The 22,720-nt window shown below is 35.8% G+C and carries 23 protein-coding genes; 19 read left to right on the top strand and 4 right to left on the bottom strand.

Features of this window, described 5'->3' with window-relative positions:
• Nucleotides 1-3 precede the first annotated feature (3 nt).
• From ACTWP4_RS02305 to ACTWP4_RS02245, 13 genes are all read left to right on the top strand, one after another.
• On the top strand, nucleotides 4-699 hold the full coding sequence (locus ACTWP4_RS02305) for an RraA family protein (RefSeq protein WP_443127137.1): 696 nt from the start codon (nucleotides 4-6) through the stop codon (nucleotides 697-699).
• A 50-nt stretch (nucleotides 700-749) separates the two neighbouring features.
• Nucleotides 750-1,427 carry an RraA family protein gene (locus tag ACTWP4_RS02300; RefSeq protein ID WP_443127136.1) on the top strand — a complete coding sequence of 226 codons (678 nt, stop codon included), beginning with the start codon at nucleotides 750-752 and terminating at the stop codon, nucleotides 1,425-1,427.
• Nucleotides 1,418-2,512 carry an Ldh family oxidoreductase gene (locus ACTWP4_RS02295; protein WP_443127135.1) on the top strand — a complete coding sequence of 365 codons (1,095 nt, stop codon included), beginning with the start codon at nucleotides 1,418-1,420 and terminating at the stop codon, nucleotides 2,510-2,512. The genes ACTWP4_RS02300 and ACTWP4_RS02295 overlap by 10 nt, the downstream gene beginning before the upstream one ends.
• A 2-nt stretch (nucleotides 2,513-2,514) precedes the next feature.
• On the top strand, nucleotides 2,515-3,705 hold the full coding sequence (locus tag ACTWP4_RS02290; protein ID WP_443127134.1) for an iron-containing alcohol dehydrogenase: 1,191 nt from the start codon (nucleotides 2,515-2,517) through the stop codon (nucleotides 3,703-3,705).
• Nucleotides 3,698-5,188 (top strand): aldehyde dehydrogenase family protein, encoded by a 1,491-nt coding sequence (locus ACTWP4_RS02285; RefSeq protein WP_443127133.1) that lies wholly within the window; start codon nucleotides 3,698-3,700, stop codon nucleotides 5,186-5,188. Before ACTWP4_RS02290 ends, ACTWP4_RS02285 begins: the two co-directional genes overlap by 8 nt.
• A gap of 25 nt (nucleotides 5,189-5,213) precedes the next feature.
• Nucleotides 5,214-6,176, top strand: a complete 963-nt coding sequence (locus ACTWP4_RS02280; RefSeq protein WP_443127132.1) for a 2-hydroxyacid dehydrogenase — start codon at nucleotides 5,214-5,216, stop codon at nucleotides 6,174-6,176.
• Between the two features lie 294 nt (nucleotides 6,177-6,470).
• Complete coding sequence (locus ACTWP4_RS02275; protein ID WP_443127131.1) at nucleotides 6,471-7,166, top strand: RraA family protein; 696 nt, start codon at nucleotides 6,471-6,473, stop codon at nucleotides 7,164-7,166.
• A 36-nt stretch (nucleotides 7,167-7,202) separates the two neighbouring features.
• Nucleotides 7,203-8,057 (top strand): NAD(P)-dependent oxidoreductase, encoded by an 855-nt coding sequence (locus tag ACTWP4_RS02270; RefSeq protein WP_443127130.1) that lies wholly within the window; start codon nucleotides 7,203-7,205, stop codon nucleotides 8,055-8,057.
• Between the two features lie 221 nt (nucleotides 8,058-8,278).
• Nucleotides 8,279-9,625, top strand: coding sequence for an ABC transporter substrate-binding protein (locus ACTWP4_RS02265; protein WP_443127129.1), 1,347 nt, complete (start codon nucleotides 8,279-8,281; stop codon nucleotides 9,623-9,625).
• Between the two features lie 146 nt (nucleotides 9,626-9,771).
• On the top strand, nucleotides 9,772-10,662 hold the full coding sequence (locus ACTWP4_RS02260) for a carbohydrate ABC transporter permease (RefSeq protein WP_443127128.1): 891 nt from the start codon (nucleotides 9,772-9,774) through the stop codon (nucleotides 10,660-10,662).
• A 12-nt stretch (nucleotides 10,663-10,674) separates the two neighbouring features.
• On the top strand, nucleotides 10,675-11,559 hold the full coding sequence (locus tag ACTWP4_RS02255) for a carbohydrate ABC transporter permease (RefSeq protein ID WP_443127127.1): 885 nt from the start codon (nucleotides 10,675-10,677) through the stop codon (nucleotides 11,557-11,559).
• Nucleotides 11,560-11,622: 63 nt separating this feature from the next.
• Nucleotides 11,623-12,645 carry a LacI family DNA-binding transcriptional regulator gene (locus tag ACTWP4_RS02250; RefSeq protein ID WP_443127126.1) on the top strand — a complete coding sequence of 341 codons (1,023 nt, stop codon included), beginning with the start codon at nucleotides 11,623-11,625 and terminating at the stop codon, nucleotides 12,643-12,645.
• Nucleotides 12,646-12,674: 29 nt separating this feature from the next.
• Nucleotides 12,675-13,118 carry an RpiB/LacA/LacB family sugar-phosphate isomerase gene (locus ACTWP4_RS02245; protein WP_443127125.1) on the top strand — a complete coding sequence of 148 codons (444 nt, stop codon included), beginning with the start codon at nucleotides 12,675-12,677 and terminating at the stop codon, nucleotides 13,116-13,118.
• A gap of 310 nt (nucleotides 13,119-13,428) precedes the next feature.
• Here the strand turns inward: ACTWP4_RS02245 and sda are convergent, their stop codons facing one another.
• Nucleotides 13,429-13,572, bottom strand: coding sequence for a sporulation histidine kinase inhibitor Sda (sda, locus tag ACTWP4_RS02240; protein WP_443127124.1), 144 nt, complete (start codon nucleotides 13,570-13,572; stop codon nucleotides 13,429-13,431).
• A 613-nt stretch (nucleotides 13,573-14,185) separates the two neighbouring features.
• Between sda and ACTWP4_RS02235 the strand changes: the two genes are divergently transcribed.
• Complete coding sequence (locus ACTWP4_RS02235; protein WP_443127123.1) at nucleotides 14,186-15,862, top strand: hypothetical protein; 1,677 nt, start codon at nucleotides 14,186-14,188, stop codon at nucleotides 15,860-15,862.
• A gap of 47 nt (nucleotides 15,863-15,909) precedes the next feature.
• Complete coding sequence (locus ACTWP4_RS02230; RefSeq protein ID WP_443127122.1) at nucleotides 15,910-16,665, top strand: helix-turn-helix domain-containing protein; 756 nt, start codon at nucleotides 15,910-15,912, stop codon at nucleotides 16,663-16,665.
• Between the two features lie 43 nt (nucleotides 16,666-16,708).
• Here ACTWP4_RS02230 and ACTWP4_RS02225 read toward each other — a convergent pair whose 3' ends face one another.
• Entirely contained in the window at nucleotides 16,709-17,032 is a 324-nt protein-coding gene (locus ACTWP4_RS02225) for a helix-turn-helix domain-containing protein (RefSeq protein ID WP_443127121.1), read from the bottom strand.
• A 559-nt stretch (nucleotides 17,033-17,591) separates the two neighbouring features.
• On the opposite strand from ACTWP4_RS02225, the gene ACTWP4_RS02220 reads away from it, so the two are divergent.
• The 4 genes from ACTWP4_RS02220 (at nucleotide 17,592) to ACTWP4_RS02205 (ending at nucleotide 20,402) form a co-directional block, all read left to right on the top strand.
• Nucleotides 17,592-17,861, top strand: coding sequence for a hypothetical protein (locus ACTWP4_RS02220; protein ID WP_443127120.1), 270 nt, complete (start codon nucleotides 17,592-17,594; stop codon nucleotides 17,859-17,861).
• A 144-nt stretch (nucleotides 17,862-18,005) separates the two neighbouring features.
• Nucleotides 18,006-19,376: a multi antimicrobial extrusion protein MatE gene (locus ACTWP4_RS02215; protein ID WP_443127119.1), complete on the top strand. Its 1,371-nt coding sequence runs from the start codon at nucleotides 18,006-18,008 to the stop codon at nucleotides 19,374-19,376.
• A gap of 111 nt (nucleotides 19,377-19,487) precedes the next feature.
• A complete protein-coding gene (locus tag ACTWP4_RS02210) occupies nucleotides 19,488-19,724 on the top strand; it encodes an anti sigma factor C-terminal domain-containing protein (RefSeq protein WP_443127118.1) in 237 nt (78 codons plus the stop codon).
• 213 nt (nucleotides 19,725-19,937) lie between these two features.
• Nucleotides 19,938-20,402 carry a hypothetical protein gene (locus tag ACTWP4_RS02205; RefSeq protein WP_443127117.1) on the top strand — a complete coding sequence of 155 codons (465 nt, stop codon included), beginning with the start codon at nucleotides 19,938-19,940 and terminating at the stop codon, nucleotides 20,400-20,402.
• 496 nt (nucleotides 20,403-20,898) lie between these two features.
• Here the strand turns inward: ACTWP4_RS02205 and ACTWP4_RS02200 are convergent, their stop codons facing one another.
• Both ACTWP4_RS02200 and ACTWP4_RS02195 read right to left on the bottom strand, forming a co-directional pair.
• Nucleotides 20,899-22,203: a TRAP transporter large permease gene (locus ACTWP4_RS02200; protein WP_443127116.1), complete on the bottom strand. Its 1,305-nt coding sequence runs from the start codon at nucleotides 22,201-22,203 to the stop codon at nucleotides 20,899-20,901.
• Between the two features lie 18 nt (nucleotides 22,204-22,221).
• Nucleotides 22,222-22,716: a TRAP transporter small permease gene (locus ACTWP4_RS02195; protein ID WP_443127115.1), complete on the bottom strand. Its 495-nt coding sequence runs from the start codon at nucleotides 22,714-22,716 to the stop codon at nucleotides 22,222-22,224.
• Between the last annotated feature and the right edge of the window lie 4 nt (nucleotides 22,717-22,720).

Here is a 22,720-nt window from a genome sequence, read left to right as displayed (position 1 = left end):
AAGATGAGTGAATTTAATCGAGAAGAAGTATTGGAGTTGTACAAAGATTTACGTGTAACAGATGTACGTGATGGGATGGACTGGGTAGGTTTACACGGTTATGGAACGGTTGATCATAGCATTCGACCGTTATTCCGGACAAAAGTGGTAGGTATTGCAAGAACAGCACGCTATTTACCTTTTGAAGGACCCGTTCCTAATCTAACAGGAGATGCTTATACGAAGTGGGTGAAATGGTATTACGGTGAAGTTTGTACAGATGAATGGGCGAAGGACATCGAAGAAGGGGACTTTATTGTCATGGATGTCGCGGGTGTAGATGTAGGGATATTAGGCTCGAATAATACCTTAGATCATCTGCATAAAGGAGTGAGAGGATACCTAACCAATGGTGGCGGTATTCGCGACACCGATGAAGTGATCATGCAGAAGATCCCGGTATGGTCAAAGTTTGTCTCACAAGGAATGGACCAAACGAGAATCCGCTATTATGAGAAAGATATTCCAGTTGCTATCGGAGGAGTAGCGATCTATCCAAATGATGTTGTGGTAGCGGATGGTGATGGCGTAGTAGTGGTACCGAGTAAGTACGCTAAAGAAGTAGCGAAATATGCACACCAAGAGTTAACAGGTGATAAAGCAGGACGCCGAAAATTATATGAAAAATTGGGTTGGGAGTTGGATGATACCGTTAAGTAATCTAGTCTAAATTGTTAGGTGAACAAGTAGACAAAAGAGGTGAGGGAAGGTTGGAGAATTTAGGGTTTAGAATCTTAAAAAGGAATGCAAAAGTTGGTCCAGAAGTGATCAAGAGGTTCGAAAACGTTGTGACACCACATGTGAGCGATAATATGAACAGGATGTTTTCTGGTGGGTCAGACCTGAAGCCTTTTTATAAGAGTGGAAAGCTCCTAGGGGCTGCACTAACAGTAAAAACAAGGCCGGGAGATAATTTAATGGTTCACAAAGCTATCGACATAGCAGAACCCGGTGATGTTTTAGTGATCGATGCTGGTGGTGATACAACAAATGCGATTGTTGGCGAAATCATGTTGGAATTATCGAAAAAAAAAGAGATTAAAGGTTTTGTTATCAATGGAGCCATTCGGGATTCAGCAGCCTTTTTGAATGGTGATTTCCCGGTTTATGCCAAAGGTGTAACACATAGAGGACCATACAAAGATGGACCTGGAGAAATAAACGTCCCTCTATCCATAGATGGTATGGTGATCAATCCGGGAGATTTGATCTTAGGTGATGAGGATGGGGTTGTTTCCATTCCGCAAGAACTAACAGAAGACGTACTCAAACTAGTTAAAACCCAAGAAAAAAAAGAATTAGAAACATTTCAAGCTATAGAAAATGACCTTGTAGATAGAAGTTGGGTAGATGCAGCTTTAAAAAATAAAGGGTGTGAATGGAGATGACCTCCCTAAATAAATATAGCTACAAAAGGTTGCAAGATTTTTGTGCGACTGTATTTGTCCATGCAGGAGTGATGAAGAAACAAGCGGATATTGTAGCAGCCTCTCTAGTTCAAGCTGATCTACGTGGTGTAGATTCACACGGAGTAGTTAGAACAGCTATTTATTTAAAAAGAGTAGAACAAAATATGATCAATCCTTCTGCAAATATCCGTATCGAAAAGGAAAATGATTCTACAGCTTTATTAGATGGAGGCAATCATTTTGGAGCTGTCGTAGGAGATCAGGCACTAAAACTAGCAATGGAAAAGGCAAAAACTAATGGTGTTGGAGTAGTAGGAGTAAAAAACTCAAATCATTTTGGAACAGGAGCATATTACGCTTTACAAGCCTTAAAGGAAGATTTAGTAACTATTATTATGTCAAATGCATCACAAACAATGCCACCAACGGGAGGTGTTCGACCTTTCATAGGGACGAATCCTTTAGCTGTGGGAATTCCATGTGGTGCATATGAGCCCTTTATATTAGACATGGCTACAAGTGTTGTGGCAAGAGGGAAAATTATTGTTGCGGCACAAAAAGGTGAAAGAATTCCAATTGGATGGGCAGTTGATAAAAACGGAAAGCCAACAACAAATGCAGAGGAAGCGCTAGAAGGTTCTGTATTACCATTAGGTGGGCCAAAAGGATACGGTATTTCCATGTTTATCGACATATTATCAGGCGTCCTTACGGGTGCTGGCTTCGGTAAATATGTCCATAATATGTATGAAAATTGGGAGAAACCACAAAATGTTGGTCATTTTTTTATAACGATTGATATTAATCAATTTATGAATATTGCGGAGTTTAAGCAAAGAATGGACTTATATATTAGTGAAATTAAAGCAGAACCAATGGCAGAAGATGTCGATGAGATTTTAATTCCAGGTGAAATCGAAAGAAGAATCTCTGAACAAAGGAAAAAGAATGGAATCATTTTACCGTTAAAAGTAGAAAAGGAATTGACAGAAATAGGAATAAAGTATGGCGTATCTTTAAGTGATGCATTAATAACGAATCATACAGAAAGTGAAGGTGTCTAGTCATGCTCGTTAGGGATGAATTTCGATATGAAATGCCAACGAAAATTGAGTTCGGTTCTGGTTATATTCAAAATCTAGCAAAATATGTGGAAGAGATTAATGGAACAAAAGTACTTATAGTAGGTGATCCAGGTGTTTTAAAAGCAGGAATTATCGAAAAAATCGAGAGCCCGATAAAAAAAGCAAATATACCTTATCACATATTTAGTGATATTGGCACAGAGGCAACGATAGAGTCTGTTGATAAAGCCTTTCATCAAGCTAGAGAAAATCAATGTGATGCCGTGATTGGTGTTGGTGGTGGAAGCTCACTTGATATTGCCAAATCAGTTGGAATTTTACTTGGAAATGGTGGAGACATTCGAGATTATGTTGGTTTAGACAAAGTTCCTTCTCAAGGTAAGCCAGTTATAGCGATTCCAACAACAGCAGGAACTGGTAGTGAAATTACGAGATTCTCCGTTTTGTCAGATAAAAAGGCAAAAGCAAAATTAAGTGTTGGTAGTATGTTTAATTGTCCCACCATCGCACTAGTTGATCCAGAATTAACTCTTACATTACCCCCTCATATTACAGCTGCAACAGGTATGGATGCCTTAACTCATGCGTTAGAATCTTTTGTGAATAAAGAAACGCAACCTATATCTGAAGCATTATCAGTAGAATCAATGAAACTAATATCCAGAAGTTTAAGGCTAGCTGTTGTGCAAGGTGAGAATTTGACGGCTAGAAAAGATATGTTATTGGCAAGTACTATGGCGGCTATGGCATTCAATACAACGCGACTAGGTTTAGCGCACTCTTTAGCAATTCCGCTTGGTGCGAAATTTAATATTCCACATGGGGTAGTGAATGCAATATTGTTGCCAGAAGTCATGCAATTCAACTTGGTTGGTAATACTCAAAAATTCATTGAAATTGCAAAGATATTCGGAGAGAAAGTAGATGGACTCTCCGATTTGGAAGCTGCTCGAAAAGCCGTAGATGCTATCAGGAGATTAAAGGAAGACATCGGTATAAAGCAAAACCTATCTGATTTTAATGTAACAGAAGAAGATCTTGAAGAAGTAGCTGAAGAAGCTATGTTATCGGGAAATACTCCTATCAACCCTGTCAAACCAACTATAGAAGACTTTAAGAATATTTGTAGATCTGTCATGGATGAAGTAAGGAGTGAAAAGTGTAATGAATAATGGAGAAAAAATGTTACATTTTCTCGAAAATCACCAAGCTAAAACTTACGGAAACTATATTAATGGCAATTGGATAAACAGTGTAAGCGGCGAAACCTATACCATATATAATGCTGCCAATAATAGGCAACCTTTAGCTCAATTTCCTAAATCAACTCCAGAAGACGTTAATCAAGCTGTATCAGCGGCAAAAGATGCATTTGAAACATGGTCTGTATTACCAGGCCCGGAACGAGGTGCTATTTTATATAAAGTAGCAGACCTGTTAGAAGAAAATCTTCAAGAACTCGCTTTTATTGTTTCTGCAGAGCAAGGAAAAGTATTAAATGAATCGATGGGTGAAGTATTACGTGCTGCCAAGGAAACACGCTTTTGTGCTGGAGAAGCATTTAGAATGGAAGGAAAAACACTTCCTGCAGAAAGACAAAATGTCTGGAATTCCACTGTCAGAAAACCTGTTGGTGTTATCGCCGAGATCGCCCCTTGGAATTTTCCGATGGTTACGCCAATAAGAAAGATAGCACCTGCATTAGCGTATGGATGCACAGTCGTTTACAAGCCTGCAACAGCCACTCCGTGGACTTCAGCTAGAATTATGGAGTTACTTACGGAAGCAGGTGTACCAGATGGTGTAGTGAATTTAATTGTTGGCAGTGGATCAACTGTTGGCGATTCACTAGTTACTCATCCAGATGTGAAGGGGATTAGTTTTACTGGTTCTACGGATTTAGGGCAGCAAATTAATCAATTTGCCTCGAAGAAATTTGCAAAAACACAATTAGAATTAGGTGGAAAAAACCCTGCTGTTGTACTGGACTATTCCAACGTAAATCACGTAGCCCAACAAATTATCAGTGCTGCTTGTACTTGTAGTGGGCAACGTTGCACGTCGATCAGTAGAGTGATTGTATTAAGAGACAAAAAAGATGAGCTTGTTAAAGCGTTAATCAATGAATTAGAAAAAATAAAAATCGGTCCAGCCTGGAACGACAATGCTAATATGGGGCCACTAGTTAATAAAGGGCATTTGGATAGTGTCCAAAACTATATTGCAATTGGTGTCCAAGAAGGGGCGAATCTAATTTATGGTGGCGATCTTTTAGAGGATGAGCAATATAGTCAAGGTGCATATATGAAGCCGGCGTTGTTAGATAACGTAAAAGCCTCCATGAGAATAGCAAAAGAGGAGATATTTGGTCCTGTCATTACCATTACAGAGGTAGACAGTGTAGAAGAAGCACTATCTGTTGCAAATGATGTGGATTACGGGTTGGCGGCATCTGTATTCACCAATGATCTTTCCTTTGCACATCAATGTGCTGAAAAAATTGAATCAGGAATGGTGCATATCAATCATGGAACAGCAAGTGCAGCACACTTACCGTTTGGAGGTACAAAAAGTTCAGGGTTCGGTGCCTTCTCTATTGGGAGTTCAAATATGGATTTTTTTACAGAATTAAAAACAGTATATATTGAGTATTAAGAATAATGCCATAGGGGAGCTCTACATGAAACCGAAAATTTATATTACGAGAAAAATGGAAAATAGCGTCATTGAAAGGTTAGAGAAGTACTGTGACATTTCAATGTGGGATAAAGAAGATATACCTGTTCCAAGAGATGTATTGATCGAAGAAGTGAGTAAGGCTGAAGGTCTTTATTGTTTACTCACTGAAACAATTGATCAAGAAATAATAGCCTCAGCACCTCATTTAAAAGTGATTAGTAATATGGCTGTTGGTTTTAACAATATAGACATTGAAGAGGCTAAGAAACATAACATTATTGTCACCAACACCCCAGAAATACTGACTGAAACGACTGCTGATTTAACATTTGCTTTGTTAATGGCCACTGCACGCCGTCTTGTCGAAGCGGTTGATTATGTAGAAAACAATAAATGGGTAACTTGGTCACCCATGCAATTAACAGGAAGAGATGTTTTTGGAGCAACGCTTGGGATTATTGGAATGGGCCGAATTGGATCTGCATTAGCTAGACGTGCAAAAGGGTTTAATATGAAAATCCTCTACCATAATCGCAGTCGGTCTCTGGAACACGAAAGAGAATTAGGTGTTCAGTATGTAGAATTTGAAGAATTACTGAAAACTTCAGATTTTATATGTGTGATGGTTCCGTACAGTGAAGAAACAAAAAACCTAATTGCAGAAAGACAATTTCAATTAATGAAAGATACCTGCATTTTAGTTAATACGTCAAGAGGTGGAATTGTAAACGAAGATGCTCTCTATTATGCTTTAACCAATCACCAAATATGGGCAGCCGGTCTTGATGTTTTTGAAGAAGAGCCGATTGACAAATCAAATCGATTTGTTTCGTTACCTAATGTTATCACTCTACCACATATAGGGAGTGCAAGTATTGCAACACGTTTAAAAATGGAGGAAGTCGCAGCGGAAAATCTTTTAAGAGTACTACAGAATAAGCCCCCTATGTATAGAGTGATCTAAGATATTTCTGTTTGTTTGTGTAACGATTTCCAAAAACGGTTTGGAAGACAAAGTTGTAACTGATAAGTTCTCTTTTACAACTGGTGATGGGTAGAAAAGTTCTTAAGTACCTAGTTGAGTTTTGGAAATCGTTTTATCACGGTGTTAACCGTCCGTAGACCCCCATTTGAAGTTTTAAGCATTTTCAATGACGGAAGCTAACACCCGGATAAGTTTCAATATTTATCAATGGGCGTCAAGTCCCCCCATTGATGGAAGTCTCACTTTAGTAAATAAAAAAGGAGCGGATATAAGATGAGTGAATTTAATCGAGAAGAAATATTGGAGCTGTACAAAGATTTACGTGTGACAGATGTACGTGATGGGATGGACTGGGTAGGTTTACATGGTTATGGAACGGTTGACCATAGTATCCGACCGTTATTCCGGACGAAAGTAGTAGGTATTGCAAGGACAGCACGGTATTTGCCTTTTGAAGGCCCCGTTCCCAATCTAACAGGAGATGCCTATACGAAGTGGGTGAAATGGTATTACGGTGAAGTTTGTACTGATGAATGGGCGAACGACATCGAAGAAGGAGATTTTATTGTCATGGATGTCGCAGGTGTAGATGTAGGGATATTAGGATCGAATAATACGTTAGATCATCTGCATAAAGGAGTGAGAGGATACCTAACTAATGGTGGCGGTATTCGTGACACTGACGAAGTAATCATGCAGAAGATTCCGGTATGGTCAAAGTTTGTCTCGCAAGGAATGGACCAAACGAGAATCCGCTATTATGAAAAAGATATTCCAGTTGCTATCGGAGGAGTAGCGATCTATCCAAATGATGTGGTGGTAGCGGATGGTGATGGCGTAGTAGTGGTACCGAGTAAGTACGCTAAAGAAGTCGCGAAATATGCACACCAAGAACTAACAGGTGATAAAGCAGGCCGAAGAAAATTATATGAAAAATTGGGTTGGGAATTAGACGATACCGTTCAGTGATAGTTTAATAGTTTAAATTGTTTGGAGGTATTAATGATGAAAAAAGTAGGATTTGTTGGATTAGGAGCTATGGGATTACCGATGGCTGAGAACATATTAAAGCAAGGATTTGAGTTACATGTTGCGCAACATCGGAATCCGGAGCCTATAAGGGCTCTTGAAAGTCAAGGTGCGCAGGTTCACTCCAGTGTAGAAGGAGTAATACGAAACAGTGAAGTGGTTATTTCGATTCTACCAACAGACAAAGAAATGAATGATGTACTACTTTCAGATGATGTCATAGATTCATTCCAAAAGAATGCTATTTTAATAGAAATGACCTCTGGATCACCTGATGCCATCAAAAAGCTTCATGCGGTCTATCAAGAACACGGAATACGAGTATTAGATGCACCTGTTAGTGGTGGCACAGTTGGTGCAGAAAATGGTGCGCTAACGGTGATGGCCGGAGGTGAAACATTGACATTAAATGAAGTAGAAGATGTCATAGATGCAATGGCAAAGAACGTGTATTTAGTAGGAGAAGTTGGTGCGGGTAATGCGATTAAAGCAATTAATCAAATGCTTGCAAGTATTCATATGATTGCCACTTCCGAAGCTGTTAGTTTAGCAAGAGAACTAGAAGTTGATTCTGCCATGTTGAAAGAAGTAATTGGCAATAGCTCTGGAGCTTCGTGGATGTTGATGAATAAACTGGATTCCATTGTAAATAAACAATTTGAGCCTGGTTTTAAGCTGAACTTAATGAAAAAGGACGTACAGATAGCTGTAGATGAAGGTAGAACATCCGTATTACCGTTAGCATCTCTAGCATTACAATTGTATAAATCAGCCCAAAAAGAAAATGGTGAATTAGACTTTGCCGCAATTAGTAAGAGCATTATAAGATAATTCGTATCCTTCCAAGCATGTTTAGTTCATCACGGTGCTAATCGTCCGTAAAATCCCCACTTCAAGGTTCGAGTAATTCAAAGAAGCTAATTGGGGGATAACGGACGCTAACACCCTGATAAGTCTCACTTTATAAAGGAGGTGATGGGAAAGCCTACCATTATTTTGATTTGTAAGTGTTGTACTGTTAATGGCTATTAATAAAAAGGGGAGATAAAACAATGAAGAGAAGTTTATTGTTGTTATCAGTGATAGCGTTTGCTCTTATATTGCTGTTTGGTTGTTCTAGTAATGAGGATGCGGGAGAAACGAATGAAGGTGAATCTAGTGACAATAGCTCTGAAAATGCAAGTGAAAATGATTCTGGTGAGCAAGTCGAGATAAGTTTTTCTTGGTGGGGAGATACTGGACGTCATGAAAAATATAATGAAATCATTGATTTATTCGAAGCAGAGTATCCAAATATTAAAGTAGATCGACAATTTGGAGGCTGGGAAGATTACTGGGATCGATTAACTACACAGGTTTCAGGTGGAAATGCTCCAGATGTTGTTAGTATGCATCAATTTTATGTATCCGATTATGCTCGGCGAGGGGCGTTGCATGTTTTGAATGATATGGTGGAAAGCGGGGAACTAGATTTATCTGATTTTCCTGAAGCAGCGCTGAATAGTGGTAAAGTTGGAGAAGACATTGTCATGGTAGCTAAAGGTATTACCATGCCAGGATTTGTTTATAACACAGCAGTATTTGATGAACTAGGTGTCGATTATCCTGAATCTGATTGGACTTGGGATGACTTTGTGGATAAAGCATATGAAATTAAAGAAGCAATCGGTGAGGATGGTTGGGCTGTAGAAGATGGAAGTGGTGGACAGTTACAACCATTATTTAGATACTTCGCACGTCAAAGTGGTCAAGACCTTTTTACCGAAGATGGCAAATTAGGGTTTGATGAACAAGTATTAACAGATTGGTGGACGATGTGGGATGAAATGAGGCAAGATGGTGTAATTCCAGATGCGGCTACTAGTAATGAGTACGAAGGTTTACCATTGGAGGCGAATATGTTCGCAACCAAAAAAGTAGCTTTACTTGGATTACCAGCAAACCAGATGTATTTATATGAAGAACAAATGGGAGAAGGGCAAATTAACATTGTGCGCCATCCTCATATTGAAGGTGGTCCTAATGGTGAATATATCGAAGGTGCTTATCTAAGTATTACGGAAGCTTCACCTCATAAAGAAGCAGCAGCAAAATTCATTGAGTTTTTTGTAAGTAATGAAGAAGCAGTTAAAATATTCAAAACAGAACAAGGACCTCCAGCGGGTAAAGAGGCATCTAACTTAGTTATGGAAGAACTAACGCCACCTGAGCAAAGGGCAGTGGAACATATTCAAAAGACTGTAGAATTATCAGAACCTGCACCTTATGCTCCAGAAGGTGTAAATGAAGTAGAAACGCTTTTTGCTGATAATGCCGAAGCCATTGCATTTGGGCAAAAGTCGGTAGAGCAAGCTGTAACAGACTTCATGAATGGAGCAAAAAGCATACTAGGGGAATAACTCCAGTCGAAACGGAATCAAGTTTAATAGATAAAAATCAGATTCAATTAAGACATGGAGTCAATACATTTCAACAGGCTTAATTGAATCTGATTCCTTTAAGTAAATAATATTCTATTATAATTTTGGAATAAGGAGTATCCACTATGGAAAAATTTAAATTATTTTGGAAAGATAATGGGATAGGTTATCTGTTCTTAACTCCTTGGATGATAGGTATATTAACCTTAACTGCCATTCCAATGGGAGCATCTCTTTATTTTTCATTCACTAGTTACGATATGTTTAATGCTCCAACTTGGGTGGGGTTTGATAATTACATGTCGCTCTTCTCAGATTCAAAGTGGCTGCAAAGTGTAAAAGTAACAGTCATTTATGTGTTTTTCGGTGTCCCTTTACAGTTGGCATTTGCCTTATTTATAGCGGTTCTATTAAATAAAGGAATTGGTGGATTGAGAGTGTATCGAGCGGTTTACTATGTCCCATCCTTATTTGGTGGAAGTGTGGCTATTGCGATACTTTGGAGGCAAATTTTTGGAGGTAATGGTTTAGTTAATAATATTTTAGGCAAAATCGGTTTGGAAGGATTAAACTGGATATCCACTCCGAGCACAGCACTTTACACATTGATTATATTAATGGTTTGGCAATTTGGGGCTTCAATGGTGATATTCCTTGCAGGGCTTAAACAAGTACCTATAGAGCTTTATGAGTCTGCCAAGATTGACGGTGCAGGACCAATGAAGCAATTCTTTAAGATAACCCTGCCTTTGATCACTCCTGTCGTCTTTTTTAACTTAGTGATGGGGATGATTGGAGCATTTCAAGCATTTACGCCAGCATATATTGTTAGCGGTGGAACCGGTGGCCCATTAAACTCAACATTATTTTATACTTTATATCTTTACCAGAAAGGGTTTACTCAGTTTGCGATGGGATATGCATCTGCTATGGCTTGGGTGTTATTAATAGTGATTTCCATTGCAACTGCAATAGTTTTTGCTACATCTAAAAAGTGGGTATATTATCAAGGATAGAGGTGATGAGAAATGGAAATTAGTGCAAAAGATGCACTAAATACCAATAATCAGTCCAAGCAAAAAAGGAAAATGAGTAAAATAGTCATTCATTGTTTTGTTATCATATTGGGGATGGTGATGCTGTACCCTTTGCTTTGGATGGTAAGCAGTTCTTTTAAGCATCCCTCTGAGATTTTCAGCTCGGTATCTTTTCTTCCTGCAGAATGGACACTCGATAATTACACACAAGGTTGGGCAGGAGTATCTGGATACACATTTGGATTATTTTTTGGTAATACATTATTAATTGTTGTTTTAGCGATTATTGGTAATGTAGTGGCTTGTTCTATGGCAGCCTATGCTTTTGCGAAATTACAATTTAAATTTAAGCCGTTATTATTTGCGTTAATGCTCGTAACTCTAATGCTACCTTTCCATGTTACTGTCATCCCTCAGTATATTATGTTTAATTATTTAGATTGGATCAATACCTATTATCCACTTATATTACCAAAATTCTTTGCAGTGGAAGGTTTCTTTGTTTTTCTCATGGTTCAATTTATGCGAGGAATTCCAAGTGAGCTAGTTCAAGCAGCAGAGATAGATGGTTGCGGTAAGATTAAGACTTATTGGTACTTAATTCTACCATTATCGATTCCAGCTTTAGTAACCACCATGATCTTTACGTTTATCTGGACATGGAATGATTTCTTTGGACAATTGCTATATATTAGCGATATAAAATTGTATACTGTAGCACTTGGACTTAGAATGTTCCTAGATTCCGCTGGTGAGAGTGCTTGGGGACCGATGTTTGCCATGTCCACCTTATCGTTAATTCCTTTGTTTGGAGTGTTTATATTTTTTCAAAAGTATTTAATCGAAGGGATTACTACCGGAGGTCTAAAAGGATAATTTAAAGAATAAACATTATGGTATTATATAGAAAAAAGTAATAGAATTTATAAATTTTGGGAAATGGTGATAGCTATGAAAGTAACAATAGCTGATGTTGCAGAACAAGCTGGAGTATCCAAAACTACTGTTTCTAGGATTTTAAACGGTAATTATGGTCATAACACTCCTGAAACAATTAAAACTGTGTTAAAAGTTGTGGAAGAATTAGAGTATCGCCCCAATGCATTAGCGAAAGGCTTAAAATCAATGAAAACGAATGTGATTGGTATCGTTTTATCTAATTTTCGAAATGAATTTTGGTTTAATGTTTTAGAGGGGGTTGAAGATACTTGTAAAGATGAAGGATACAACTTGATGATATGCAACTCAGATGGTGATCCAGAACTTGAAGAGCAATATATCAAAGAGTTTCAGATGAGACAAGTAGATGGCATCGTAATCAACCCAACTGTTAGAAACCAAGCATTGTATGAAAAATTAGTTACTGATAAATATCCTATGGTTGTCATTAATCGAAAAATAGATGGCCTCCATGCCAATAATGTAGTAGTTGATAATATAAAAGGTGGTTATATAGCAGTAAATCATTTGCTAGAAAACGGCCGTCAACATATATTAGCAATTACCTATAAGAATGAAAATATTAGCACCTGGCAAGAAAGAATTAAAGGTTATAAAGAGGCTCTTTTCTCTAATGGTTTAACGGAAGATTCTTTATATATATTAGAGATTGAAAATTTAAGAAGAGCAAACAAACAAATTAAGAAATATTTGTTAGAGAATCCAGTTATAGATGGGGTCTTTTCTACTAACAATATGTTAACCCTTGAATTAATAGAGGCTTTAAAAAAACTGGATAAAAAAGTACCCGCTGAGATAGGGATTGTAGGATATGATGATACGATTTGGGCAAAGCATATTAATCCTCCATTAACTACTATTAAGCAACCTTCATATGATATTGGTAAAGAATCAGCCAGACTTCTCATTAAAGAGATAAAATCAAAAGAATTACCGACTGTTAAAAATATTATCTTTCAACCTGAGCTTGTAGTAAGAGAATCATCCAAAGAAATAGAATAATAAGTTTACTTTTAGGTGGTGACGATAAGGTGAAGATTGTTATCGGAAGTGATCATTGTGGTTTTTATCTAAAAAAACAGATGATTCCCTTTTTAGAAGGTCTAGGCTGTGAAATGGTTGATATGGGATGTTACACAGAGGAGAAAGTGGATTTTCCTGATATAGTCAAAAGTATAGGAGAAAAAATAGTTACAAAAGAATGTGAACGAGGTATTGTTTTTTGTGGTACTGGGATTGGAGCAGCTATAGCTGGTAATAAGATAAAAGGAATTCGAGCGGCTGTTTGTCACGATACTTATTCTGCACATCAATCCGTTGAACACGATAATGTAAATATGATGTGTGTTGGAGGGAAGATAGTATCAGAATGGTTAGCAGAAGATCTAATCCAATCATTTATAAAGGCAAAATTTAGTACTGATGAAGATTTTAGAAGAAGGGTAGCAAAATTGGATGAAATGGAATCCTATTAAGGAGCCTTCATCACGGTGCTAACCGTCTGTAAGACCTCCACTGATCATAGTCTCACTTTATCGTATACTCTATTAGTACTCCATTTTATTTAAAGCGACGAATAACTGAAGAATGAAACAGACCTCAAGCCATAGTAATTGAGACTATTGTGATGGCTGGGGTTTTATTTTTTTTGATGATCAATAACGTTGCATATCGTGCCATCATAATGATTAGTCATTTTGAATTTTTGATTATATGGTAAAGGTTTCCGACAACGTTTTAAGTGTTCCTCCAATCACCAGAAACCCTATTTCATTTTGTTAGAAATTAAGTGACAGAAGTATTTATGCTTATTTGTCTATCGAACATTTCCATTTCTAATAATCTAATAAATTCTTCGTTAACTTTTTGTTCTTTAGCAGCATAATATAGTTCGACTAAATTTTCGTTTGTAAGAAGATTCATACTCATGTTAAGTCCCCCTGTGTTAATTCATATTCTGTAAATTGAAAGATAAAGTATTAAACTACTTTTTAATTAGATTGCACCCAACTCAAAACCAAATTCGTATTTGAAGTGTCGAAACTATAATATAAAAGTACTAAAAAAGTTTTATTTGTTTAAAATATACTCGATTTTTTGTAGAAATAAACATACTAAAAGTAGAAATTTCAATTTATATTAAAATATTAAAAAAAATGTTAAAAAAATAAAACTAACTAAATGATTATCCCTTTAATATTTAGGTATGGGATAAAATAAATCAAGGGAATGAGGTGAAATATACTTGGGAAATTTAGATTAATCTAGATGGGTGGGAGAGATAGTGATAAAGGTACAGTTGTTATCAGTTATTTAAGCAAATGCTCTAATACATTTTTTATGGTTAGTACATATAGGTATTAATATTTTGACATTATATGACTAATTATCATAAAATTATACATACCTACTGTTTTATTGTATTAAATTACGCTTTATAGATTTAAAAAGAAAGAATAGAATTTAATGTATACGTTAACTTATCAAACGCAGGATGAGAACGTGCTGAAGTAGAATAGCCTATTGAAGAAGGTGTATTGTTTTGAATAGTTTAGAGAGATACATTCCACACATAATCGATGCAAGAGACAAACTTTTCTCCCACGCAGAAGAAGCAGCAAAAAGCAATACTTCTGTATTTGGTCGAAACATGAAATATGTGCTATTTTTGTCCGTTTCTGATGGTAATACACAAGCTTTGGTTTCAACAGGTATTGGAAATTCTATAGAAACATCATGGAGGAATGCAGAAAAAAAGTCTTTATCATATATCAGTAAAAATAGAATAAGACCAAAGTGGATCAAAATAGATCTAGCAATAAATATGTGTGCCCTCTCAAAACAAGCATTCTTCAAAGAATATAACAACACGAAGCAAAATTACTTTCGCAAAGGAGTATCTTTTGATAGACAATTCTTCTTTGCCTTCTTAGAACAAGAATTCCTCGCAAATGCATTTATAAAAAACGGTTCATTTTCCATGAAAAATATTAATTATTATCTAAATACTTATAGAGATTTAAAATATCCAATTCTTGAATCAAGTATCGAGGAGATCATCTTGTTTGATACAATAAGTTATTTTTGTGATAAACACAATGTTTATCCATTACATTCAGGTGGATCGGATAATGGCAGACGGATAGTAGAGGAAGTAGACAAGGCAATGGTTTATCAAATGATAGATAGTGCTTCCGAATTCTTAGCAAAACAAGTTAAAGCTACTGGAGAATTTAACTACGGGTATTCTGGTGATGTTTACCGAAGTATTAGTTTGGGTAATATGTTACTCCATGCTGGTACCTTATATTCAATGATAGAAGCTTTTTCTTTAACTAGAAATCCAACGCTCGAAATTTCCATTAAACGAGCATTAAATTATCTAATCAATCAAACTATCGTTACTAGAAAACACCCTGAATACGGTAAAGTGTCATATGTCATTGAGAAAAATGAGGATGAAATTAAACTGGGAACACTTGGTGTAGCAATTCTTGCAATCACGAAGTACACAGAAATATTCCATGATGATTCTTATCTGCAAATAGCTAACTCATTAGGAAACGGTATTCTTACTATGCAACATCGTAATGGGCGTTTTACACATGTGTTGAATGCCAAGGATTTAAGAATAAAAGAAATACATAGAATGGTAGATTATGATGGTCAGGCCATTTTTTCATTACTACGACTATATGGTTGGGAGAATGATGATAAATGGTTGGAAGCAGCATCTCTATCTGTTAATTATTTTATTAAAAATACATATTGGAAGAATAGTGACCATTGGTTCAGCTATTGTGCTAATGAATTAACCAAGTATCAATTAGAAGATACATTTTTTGAGTTTGGATTAAAAAATGCAACATATAAATTAGATGTTATTTTTAACAGTGAGACAGTCCGTCCAGCATTTTTAGAGTTACTAATGGCAACGGATCAAATGATTCAACGGATTAGAGAAGTAGGGAAGGAATATTTATTAGATAAATATCCAGTAGAATCCATTTTGAAAACAATAAATAAGCGGGCAGAGTATCAATTAAATGGGTATTTCTTTCCAGAAGTAGCTATGTATATGAAAAATCCAAGCAAAATAAATGGTAGCTTTTTTATACGACATCACTCCTTCCGTACGAGAATTGATGATGTAGAGCATTATCTTTTAGGTTACCACTATTATTATCAAAAAGTTTCTCAAATAGAACGATTTAAGTAGCTTCACATTTGTATTTCATCTTACATCAAATAGAAGGGACTGCTTAAATGAAAAGTGATATTTCTAATTTGGGGTATTCACCAGAAAGTAATAACGTGAAACATGAGTATTTATTATCAGATAATAGGAATGATAGTTTTGAGACAGAAGCTGAATTTTTATGGTTATTTAGAAATGGAGATATGCGTTCATTAGAACTTCTAAAAAATGATCGGGAGAGCTTTGTTCATACATTAGCAACATCCAAAAGCAGAAGTCTGAAAAATAATTTAATTGTTTTAGTAACAAATTTAACTAGTTCAGCAATAGAGGTAGGCTGTAATCCTAAAGAAATGTTCCTGTTAAGGGAAAATACTGTAAAAGAGTTGGAAAGTCGAACAACACCTATCGATAAAGAAATATTTTTTGAATTAGTGACAAAGGTGTTATTGGTCTATATAAGGAAAATAAAGCAGAATAAAGTCAAAGGATTGAGTAAAACATCCTTGGAAATTGTTCATTATGTACAAGAACATTTAGCTCAAAACATTACATTGGAGGATTTGGCAGAATATTGTGGTCGACATCCAAACTATTTATCAGCTTTGTTTAAACGCGAAACAAACAAAAATATTAAAAGCTATATTTTAGAAGAACGTATAAAAAAAGCGAAACATCTTATCAAACATTCAGATTTGTTATTTGTTGAAATTGCTCATTTATGTGGGTTTGAAAGCCAAAGTTATTTTACTGTACAATTTAAAAAAATGGTTGGGTCTACACCAAAAGAATACCGAAATAAGTATATACCTGAAACATCTTAAGAGAAAAGAAGTAACCATTCGTCTCACAAGTGAATGGTTACTTTTATGAGTTACTTTTTATTACTTTAAGAAACTCTGTTAATTTTACTCTTTCTTCAGGTGTTAATTGTTTACTCAACTCAATAAGTTGAGCCAAATCATCGGGAATTTCTTTACTTTGTTCAACTTGAGAAAAAAAGGTTGCCATGTCTGTACCAAGTGCGTTTAAAATTTTGGACATCATATTAACATCAGGAATGGCACGATTATTTTCAAATCGACTGATATACGATTGAGAGATGTCAACTCGGTTTGCAACTTCCTGACTAGTCAAATTTAATGATTTTCTTAATGATTTTAATTGTTCTCCTATATTCAATTCATCCATAGTTAATCCCTTCTTTTACTTTGTAAAAAAATGAAGAAAAAAGCAAATTATTACAAATGATCATAAAATATCTTTACTGTTCTGAATCCGTTACCATCCCTTAATTTATATTCCGGTTTACTTATATAATATGGAAATACGAAAGAGTGTTAGCTGGAACTGTTATAAAACACCTATACTAAAGGTCTTTTATCCTATATTATATATGCGGATAGATCTTTTGACTAGTACTTCGGATGATTTAGGTAGGTATTATAGCTTATAAAATGTAACGGATTGTTATATCCATGGACTGGATCGTATAAAATGGAGACGGAATTTACACCTTTGGACTGGGTTTTGTTTGTGACTTTTATTATAACAAATGGAGTAAGTCTTTTCTTTTTCAATTCTGTTACATACAACATTATTATTTGTAACATTTAATTCTTTATTCCCACCGTATTGAAAAATTCTTAACTGTTATTTGGAAATGGATTTATTGTATAAAAATCTGTGTTTTTTTAAAAGCTATGATTGTTCCTAAATTTTAAGAAAAGGAATGATAATGATGGGCGTAATGAACAGGTTATTAGCGGCAGGTGCAGCTGGTGCAGCCATTTATGGTATTACTAAAGGAGTTCAAAACGGAACTTTTCAGCGATTGCCTGAAACCGTAAATAATGCATTAAACAACAATGGGAGAATGCAACAATTTATGCAGCCGATACAAAACATGGTTAACCAAAACCAAAATCAAAATATGGTGCAACCAACTAATACAGTACAAAATGCTGTACAGACAATAGCTCAAGAAGACAACAACAACTCTGTTATGTATGAACAGTAATTCTTATTAGTGGTATTACCCCTTATGGAAACAATTCTATAAGGGGTTTTTAGTATTGTGTTTTTTTAATGGTTCTAATAACTAGCATTATTTTATGAATTAATCTATTATGTTCTATAAACATACTTTAGGAAGTGTTTCATAATGAACAAAACGGAAGCGATTTCACAAGATGGTCAAGTTTCATTTCGTACTCTTCTTTATTTTTTTATTCCATTAGGTGTATCAGCAAGCTTAGTGACCATTTCGCACGTTATTATAAACAGTACGCTGGCCCGTGCTCCTGAACCAGCTATTGTCATTGCAAGTTACTCTGTAGCAATGAGTTTGTTTGGTTTATTGGAACGTTGCGCAGTAATATTACGGCAAACTTGTTCCACATTAGTACGAGATAAGATCTCCTATAAATTAATGAAAAATGCTACATTTTATGTATTGTCAGCTATTTTTTTACTTAGTCTAATCCTAGCATATTCTCCTTTAGGTAAAGGGTTTTTTTCGGTATTGCTTGGTGTCAGTGATCGAATGCTCGAACCAACGATAGATGCCTATCGCGTACTGATGTTCGTGACGATTTTTTCAGGAATTCGTTGTTTATATCAAGGTGTGATAATATCTAATTTAAAAACGAAATGGCTGACAATTGGAATGGCCATACGGCTCATCGTTATGGCTTTTTTAGCCTGGCTCTTACTTAAGAACGATTGGGTGAACCACGGGTATATAGGTGCCTATATCTTTTTATCTGGGATGGCCATTGAAGCACTTGTCAGTGTGCTGGAAGGAAGACTGATTGTAAGGAAATTACCACAAAGAAAGGAAAAACATAGGGTTGTTCAGCAATCACAGATCTTTCGTTTTTATAGTCCTTTAATGGTGGCATCCTTAATTGCTGTTAGTGTCACACCAACGATAAACGCGGTTCTTGGTTGGAGTACGAAAGCAGAAATTGCGATTGCTTCTTATGCTGTTGCTTTATCTGTTGTACATTTGTTAAATAGTATTGCTTCTTATATTCATCAAATTGTTATCAATTTTTATCACCAAGACCAACGATCTGTTATCCGCTTTACTGTTCTCATGAGCTTGATACCTAGCTTAATGTTAATGCTTATTGCTTATTCTCCTGTCGGTGTATGGATTTTTCAACATATTATCGGAGTTTCAGGAGAGTTACTTGATCATAGTATTCTAGCATTACGCTTTTTTGTACTTTTCACGCTCTGTTTTCCATGGATTGATTTTGCCAATGGAATACTCATGATTAGAAATAAAACAAAGGTCATGTCATTTTCACAAACTGGTAATGTGGTAGCGGCAGTGACGGCATTGTTTATCCTTATTTTCGTTTTCCCAAGTGGAGGCGGGTCGATTGGAGCGTTGGCGCAATCCATTGGCTTTTTTGCAGAACTGATCATTTTGTTAATTTTTTTAAATGCTACTTCGAAAAAACCGAAGCGGTTCAAATTTTCAAAAGTGGTGCCTAGAAGGAAAAAGGCGTATACAAATCAGTAATATAACGATTTTTACCAAGGTTACTGCATGTATCCATGACAACGCAAAGGAGTAAAAAGCCTAATTTCGTATCTTTAGTGAGAAATTAGGCTTCAAGTAAGAGGTGACGATTTGAATCAGGCAGCCAATAATTTTCTGAAAAACATTAAACAATTAAGTATGGAAGGGAAATACCAGGGTGCAGCTCAAGAAATAGCAGATGGAATAAATCCGAAGTCCTTTCCGAAGGTTGATGATCTTCGAATATCAGGTGTAGTTGTTTCCGGGACACCTAAGGAATTGGGGAGATTTCAAAATATGGATTTTATACGCTCGTCAACAATTGGAGCAACTATAGATCTTTACTAACGATATAATGTATGGTTAAGTCAAACATAGATCTTTAATAATTGACTAGTTTTTTTATTACAATCTAAGATTCAAGTGTTCAAAAAGGCGATCATCAACTGATCGCCTTTTTCCATGGCTTAAAAAGTTGGAATATTATGTTAAAATGATATTGGAATATTAGGCGTGATTAGGTAATTGAAAATGACGATTGAGCCAATAGGAGGTCAAGCTATGGACAGTCAACGAGTAGATAAACTTAAGACAATGATTGAAGAATTTGGAAGTAGTGTTGATGAACAAGTTGCCAGGAAACTTGAATTAGAAAAGTGTAATCGTATCATTCAAAAGTTGGGTACCTTTTCATCCGATTGTAAAGAATGTTCTCAAAGCTTCGTTGATTTGGAGAACCATATTAAAGAACTAATAAATAAAAGAGAACAACTTGTAGAAAATGATTTTAAACATCATAAACAAAAAATAAATCATATCAGTTCGCATCTTATGAAACAGCACAAAATAGTGACAAGTGGGTATTATTTGAGTATATTTATGTCCATTGGCACAGGGGTAGGTGCGGTTTTTGGATTACTTATATTTGATAATATTGGACTGGGATTACCGCTTGGAGTTGGAATTGGTGTAGCAATAGGAGCAAGCTTAGATGCAGATGCAAAGAAAAAGGGGCTGATCTTGTAAATTACGGCCTGATATGGCGTACCACTAGAAGACACACACTAAATGATGGAAGCTATAAGAGAGTATAGTTAAAAATAAAGGAGACGATTTAATGTCACTATTTTTTGTGTTTCTAGGAGTTATTATATTAGTCTTTATATTGTCTGTATGTTTGAGTCCAATAATAGAAAATAAAACTGGTACAGAAATCACGTTACTTGCAATACTTTTAGTTTTAATTGGATTTTACCTGAATTATTTTGATTATATACCAGATTTAATTGGATTTTGTTTAGTGTTATTTGGATTGATAATTGGCGTTTCAAGTTTTCTATTTAAAAGAAATTAATATGATGAATAAATAAGTAAAGGTAATCAATTTGATATTAACCTTTTTTACTAATGAAGTTAGTTCCGAAACTTAAATAATCGAGGAGGGAAAGATTTAAATGTTAGAATGAAATAAACTTTACCAAATCAAAAAAGGCTGACAGAAAACCTGCCAACCTCTCTGACATCACAGCCCTAACAAATGCGGGAGAAATAAACTTATTTCTGGTATGTAGGTCACAACCATCAATAATACAAACATGGCAACGTAGAAGGGCATTAATGGTTTGATCAAGTTTTCGACTTTTTCTTTTCCAACCATGGATCCGACAAATAACCCAGTTCCAACAGGTGGCGTAATAGTACCGACACACAAGTTTAAAATAAAGAATATGCCAAAGTGTACTGGATCGATTCCAATGCCTTCAGCGATAGGCAAGAAAATGGGTGTAAATATTAGAATCGCTGGGGCAATATCCATGAACATTCCTATAATCAATAGGAAAATGTTTATTAATAATAAGATAATTAAAGGATTAGATGATAAACCTAGAATGAATTGGCTCAATGCATCTGGAATACCGGTAAAGGCCATCGCAAATGACATCAAGGAAGATGCTGCGATAAGCAACATGACAATACCAGACATTTCAACCGCTTTGATTAATACTTCCGGTAATTGCTTAATGGTAAGCGTTCGATAATACACAAGTGCTAGAAATAAAGCATAAACCACACATACCGCAGATGCTTCAATTGCAGTGAATACCCCCGTTAAAATTCCACCAATAATGATGAAGATTAAGAGAATACTAGGAACTGCATCTAAAATGATTTTCTTTTTGTTGATGTTTGCGATTTCAGACTTTTGCATAATTGGGTAATTTCGTTTTCTAGCAATAATAAATGCAACGGTCATAATTGTTATCGCCCATAGAATGCCAATTAAGTACCCACCGACAAACAAGGCTGCGATGGATGTTCCGCCACTAATCAAAGAAAAGATAATAAACGCTGTACTTGGTGGGATCACCATACCTGATGGAGCAGAAGCGATATTGACAGCTGCTGCAAATCTCCTATCATAGCCTTCTTCTTTCTGTAATGGGACCATAACCCCGCCAATTGCGGTCGAAGCTGCAATGGCAGAACTTGAAATCGAACCAAATAAGGCGTTTCCTACTACATTTGTATGTGCTAGAGATCCAGGTACTCTACCGACTAATAATTTCGCAAATTCTACTAATTTATGAGCGATCCCACCGTTATTCATAATAATGCCTGATAGAATAAAGAAGGGGACGGCAATTAATGAAAAGCTATTGAGACTTGCCACCATTTTCTGTCCAGCAGTAAAGACGGCAATATCCAGTGGTAGCATCAAAAGAACAGTTGCTAATGATGCCACGGCGATACATATTACAATCGGAATTCCGACTGCAAGTAATATAGCGAAAACAAGAACTAACATGATACTAGCTTCTGCAACCATATGAATGTCACCTACTTCTTAAGAATTTTCTTGTGCATGTAATGACTTTGAACTGAGTAGATCCAATACGTTAAGCAAACAATATAAAAAGATGACTACTCCTGCAACAGGAAGGGATAAATAAACATAACCCATCGGTAAGTTGAGTGATGGTGAAATTTGTGCCATTGTCAGTGATACTGCCTTGGCACCTCCCATGACCATAATGGTAGCAAGGAGGGCAAAGCTCGCTTGTACAATCACTTCAAATCCTCTTTTTTTCTGTTCACTTTTGATTCGGTTACTTAGAAAGGTTATAGCGATATGACTTTTCTTGCCGACAACGTAGGCACCTGCTAATAATGAGAACCAGATTAAACTGAATCGAAGAAATTCACCTGTTAATGAGCTTGGATTATTTAATATATATCGACTGATCACTTGCCAACTTGTCACAATAACCATGACCATTAAAAGTGAACAAGTAATGATTTCCATTGAACGGTCAATATATTTACGAAAAGTTTTGTTCATATCC

The organism is Gracilibacillus sp. D59 (assembly GCF_052246695.1).
Lineage (GTDB): Bacteria > Bacillota > Bacilli > Bacillales > Amphibacillaceae > Gracilibacillus.
This window is presented reverse-complemented; position numbering and strand designations above follow the sequence as displayed.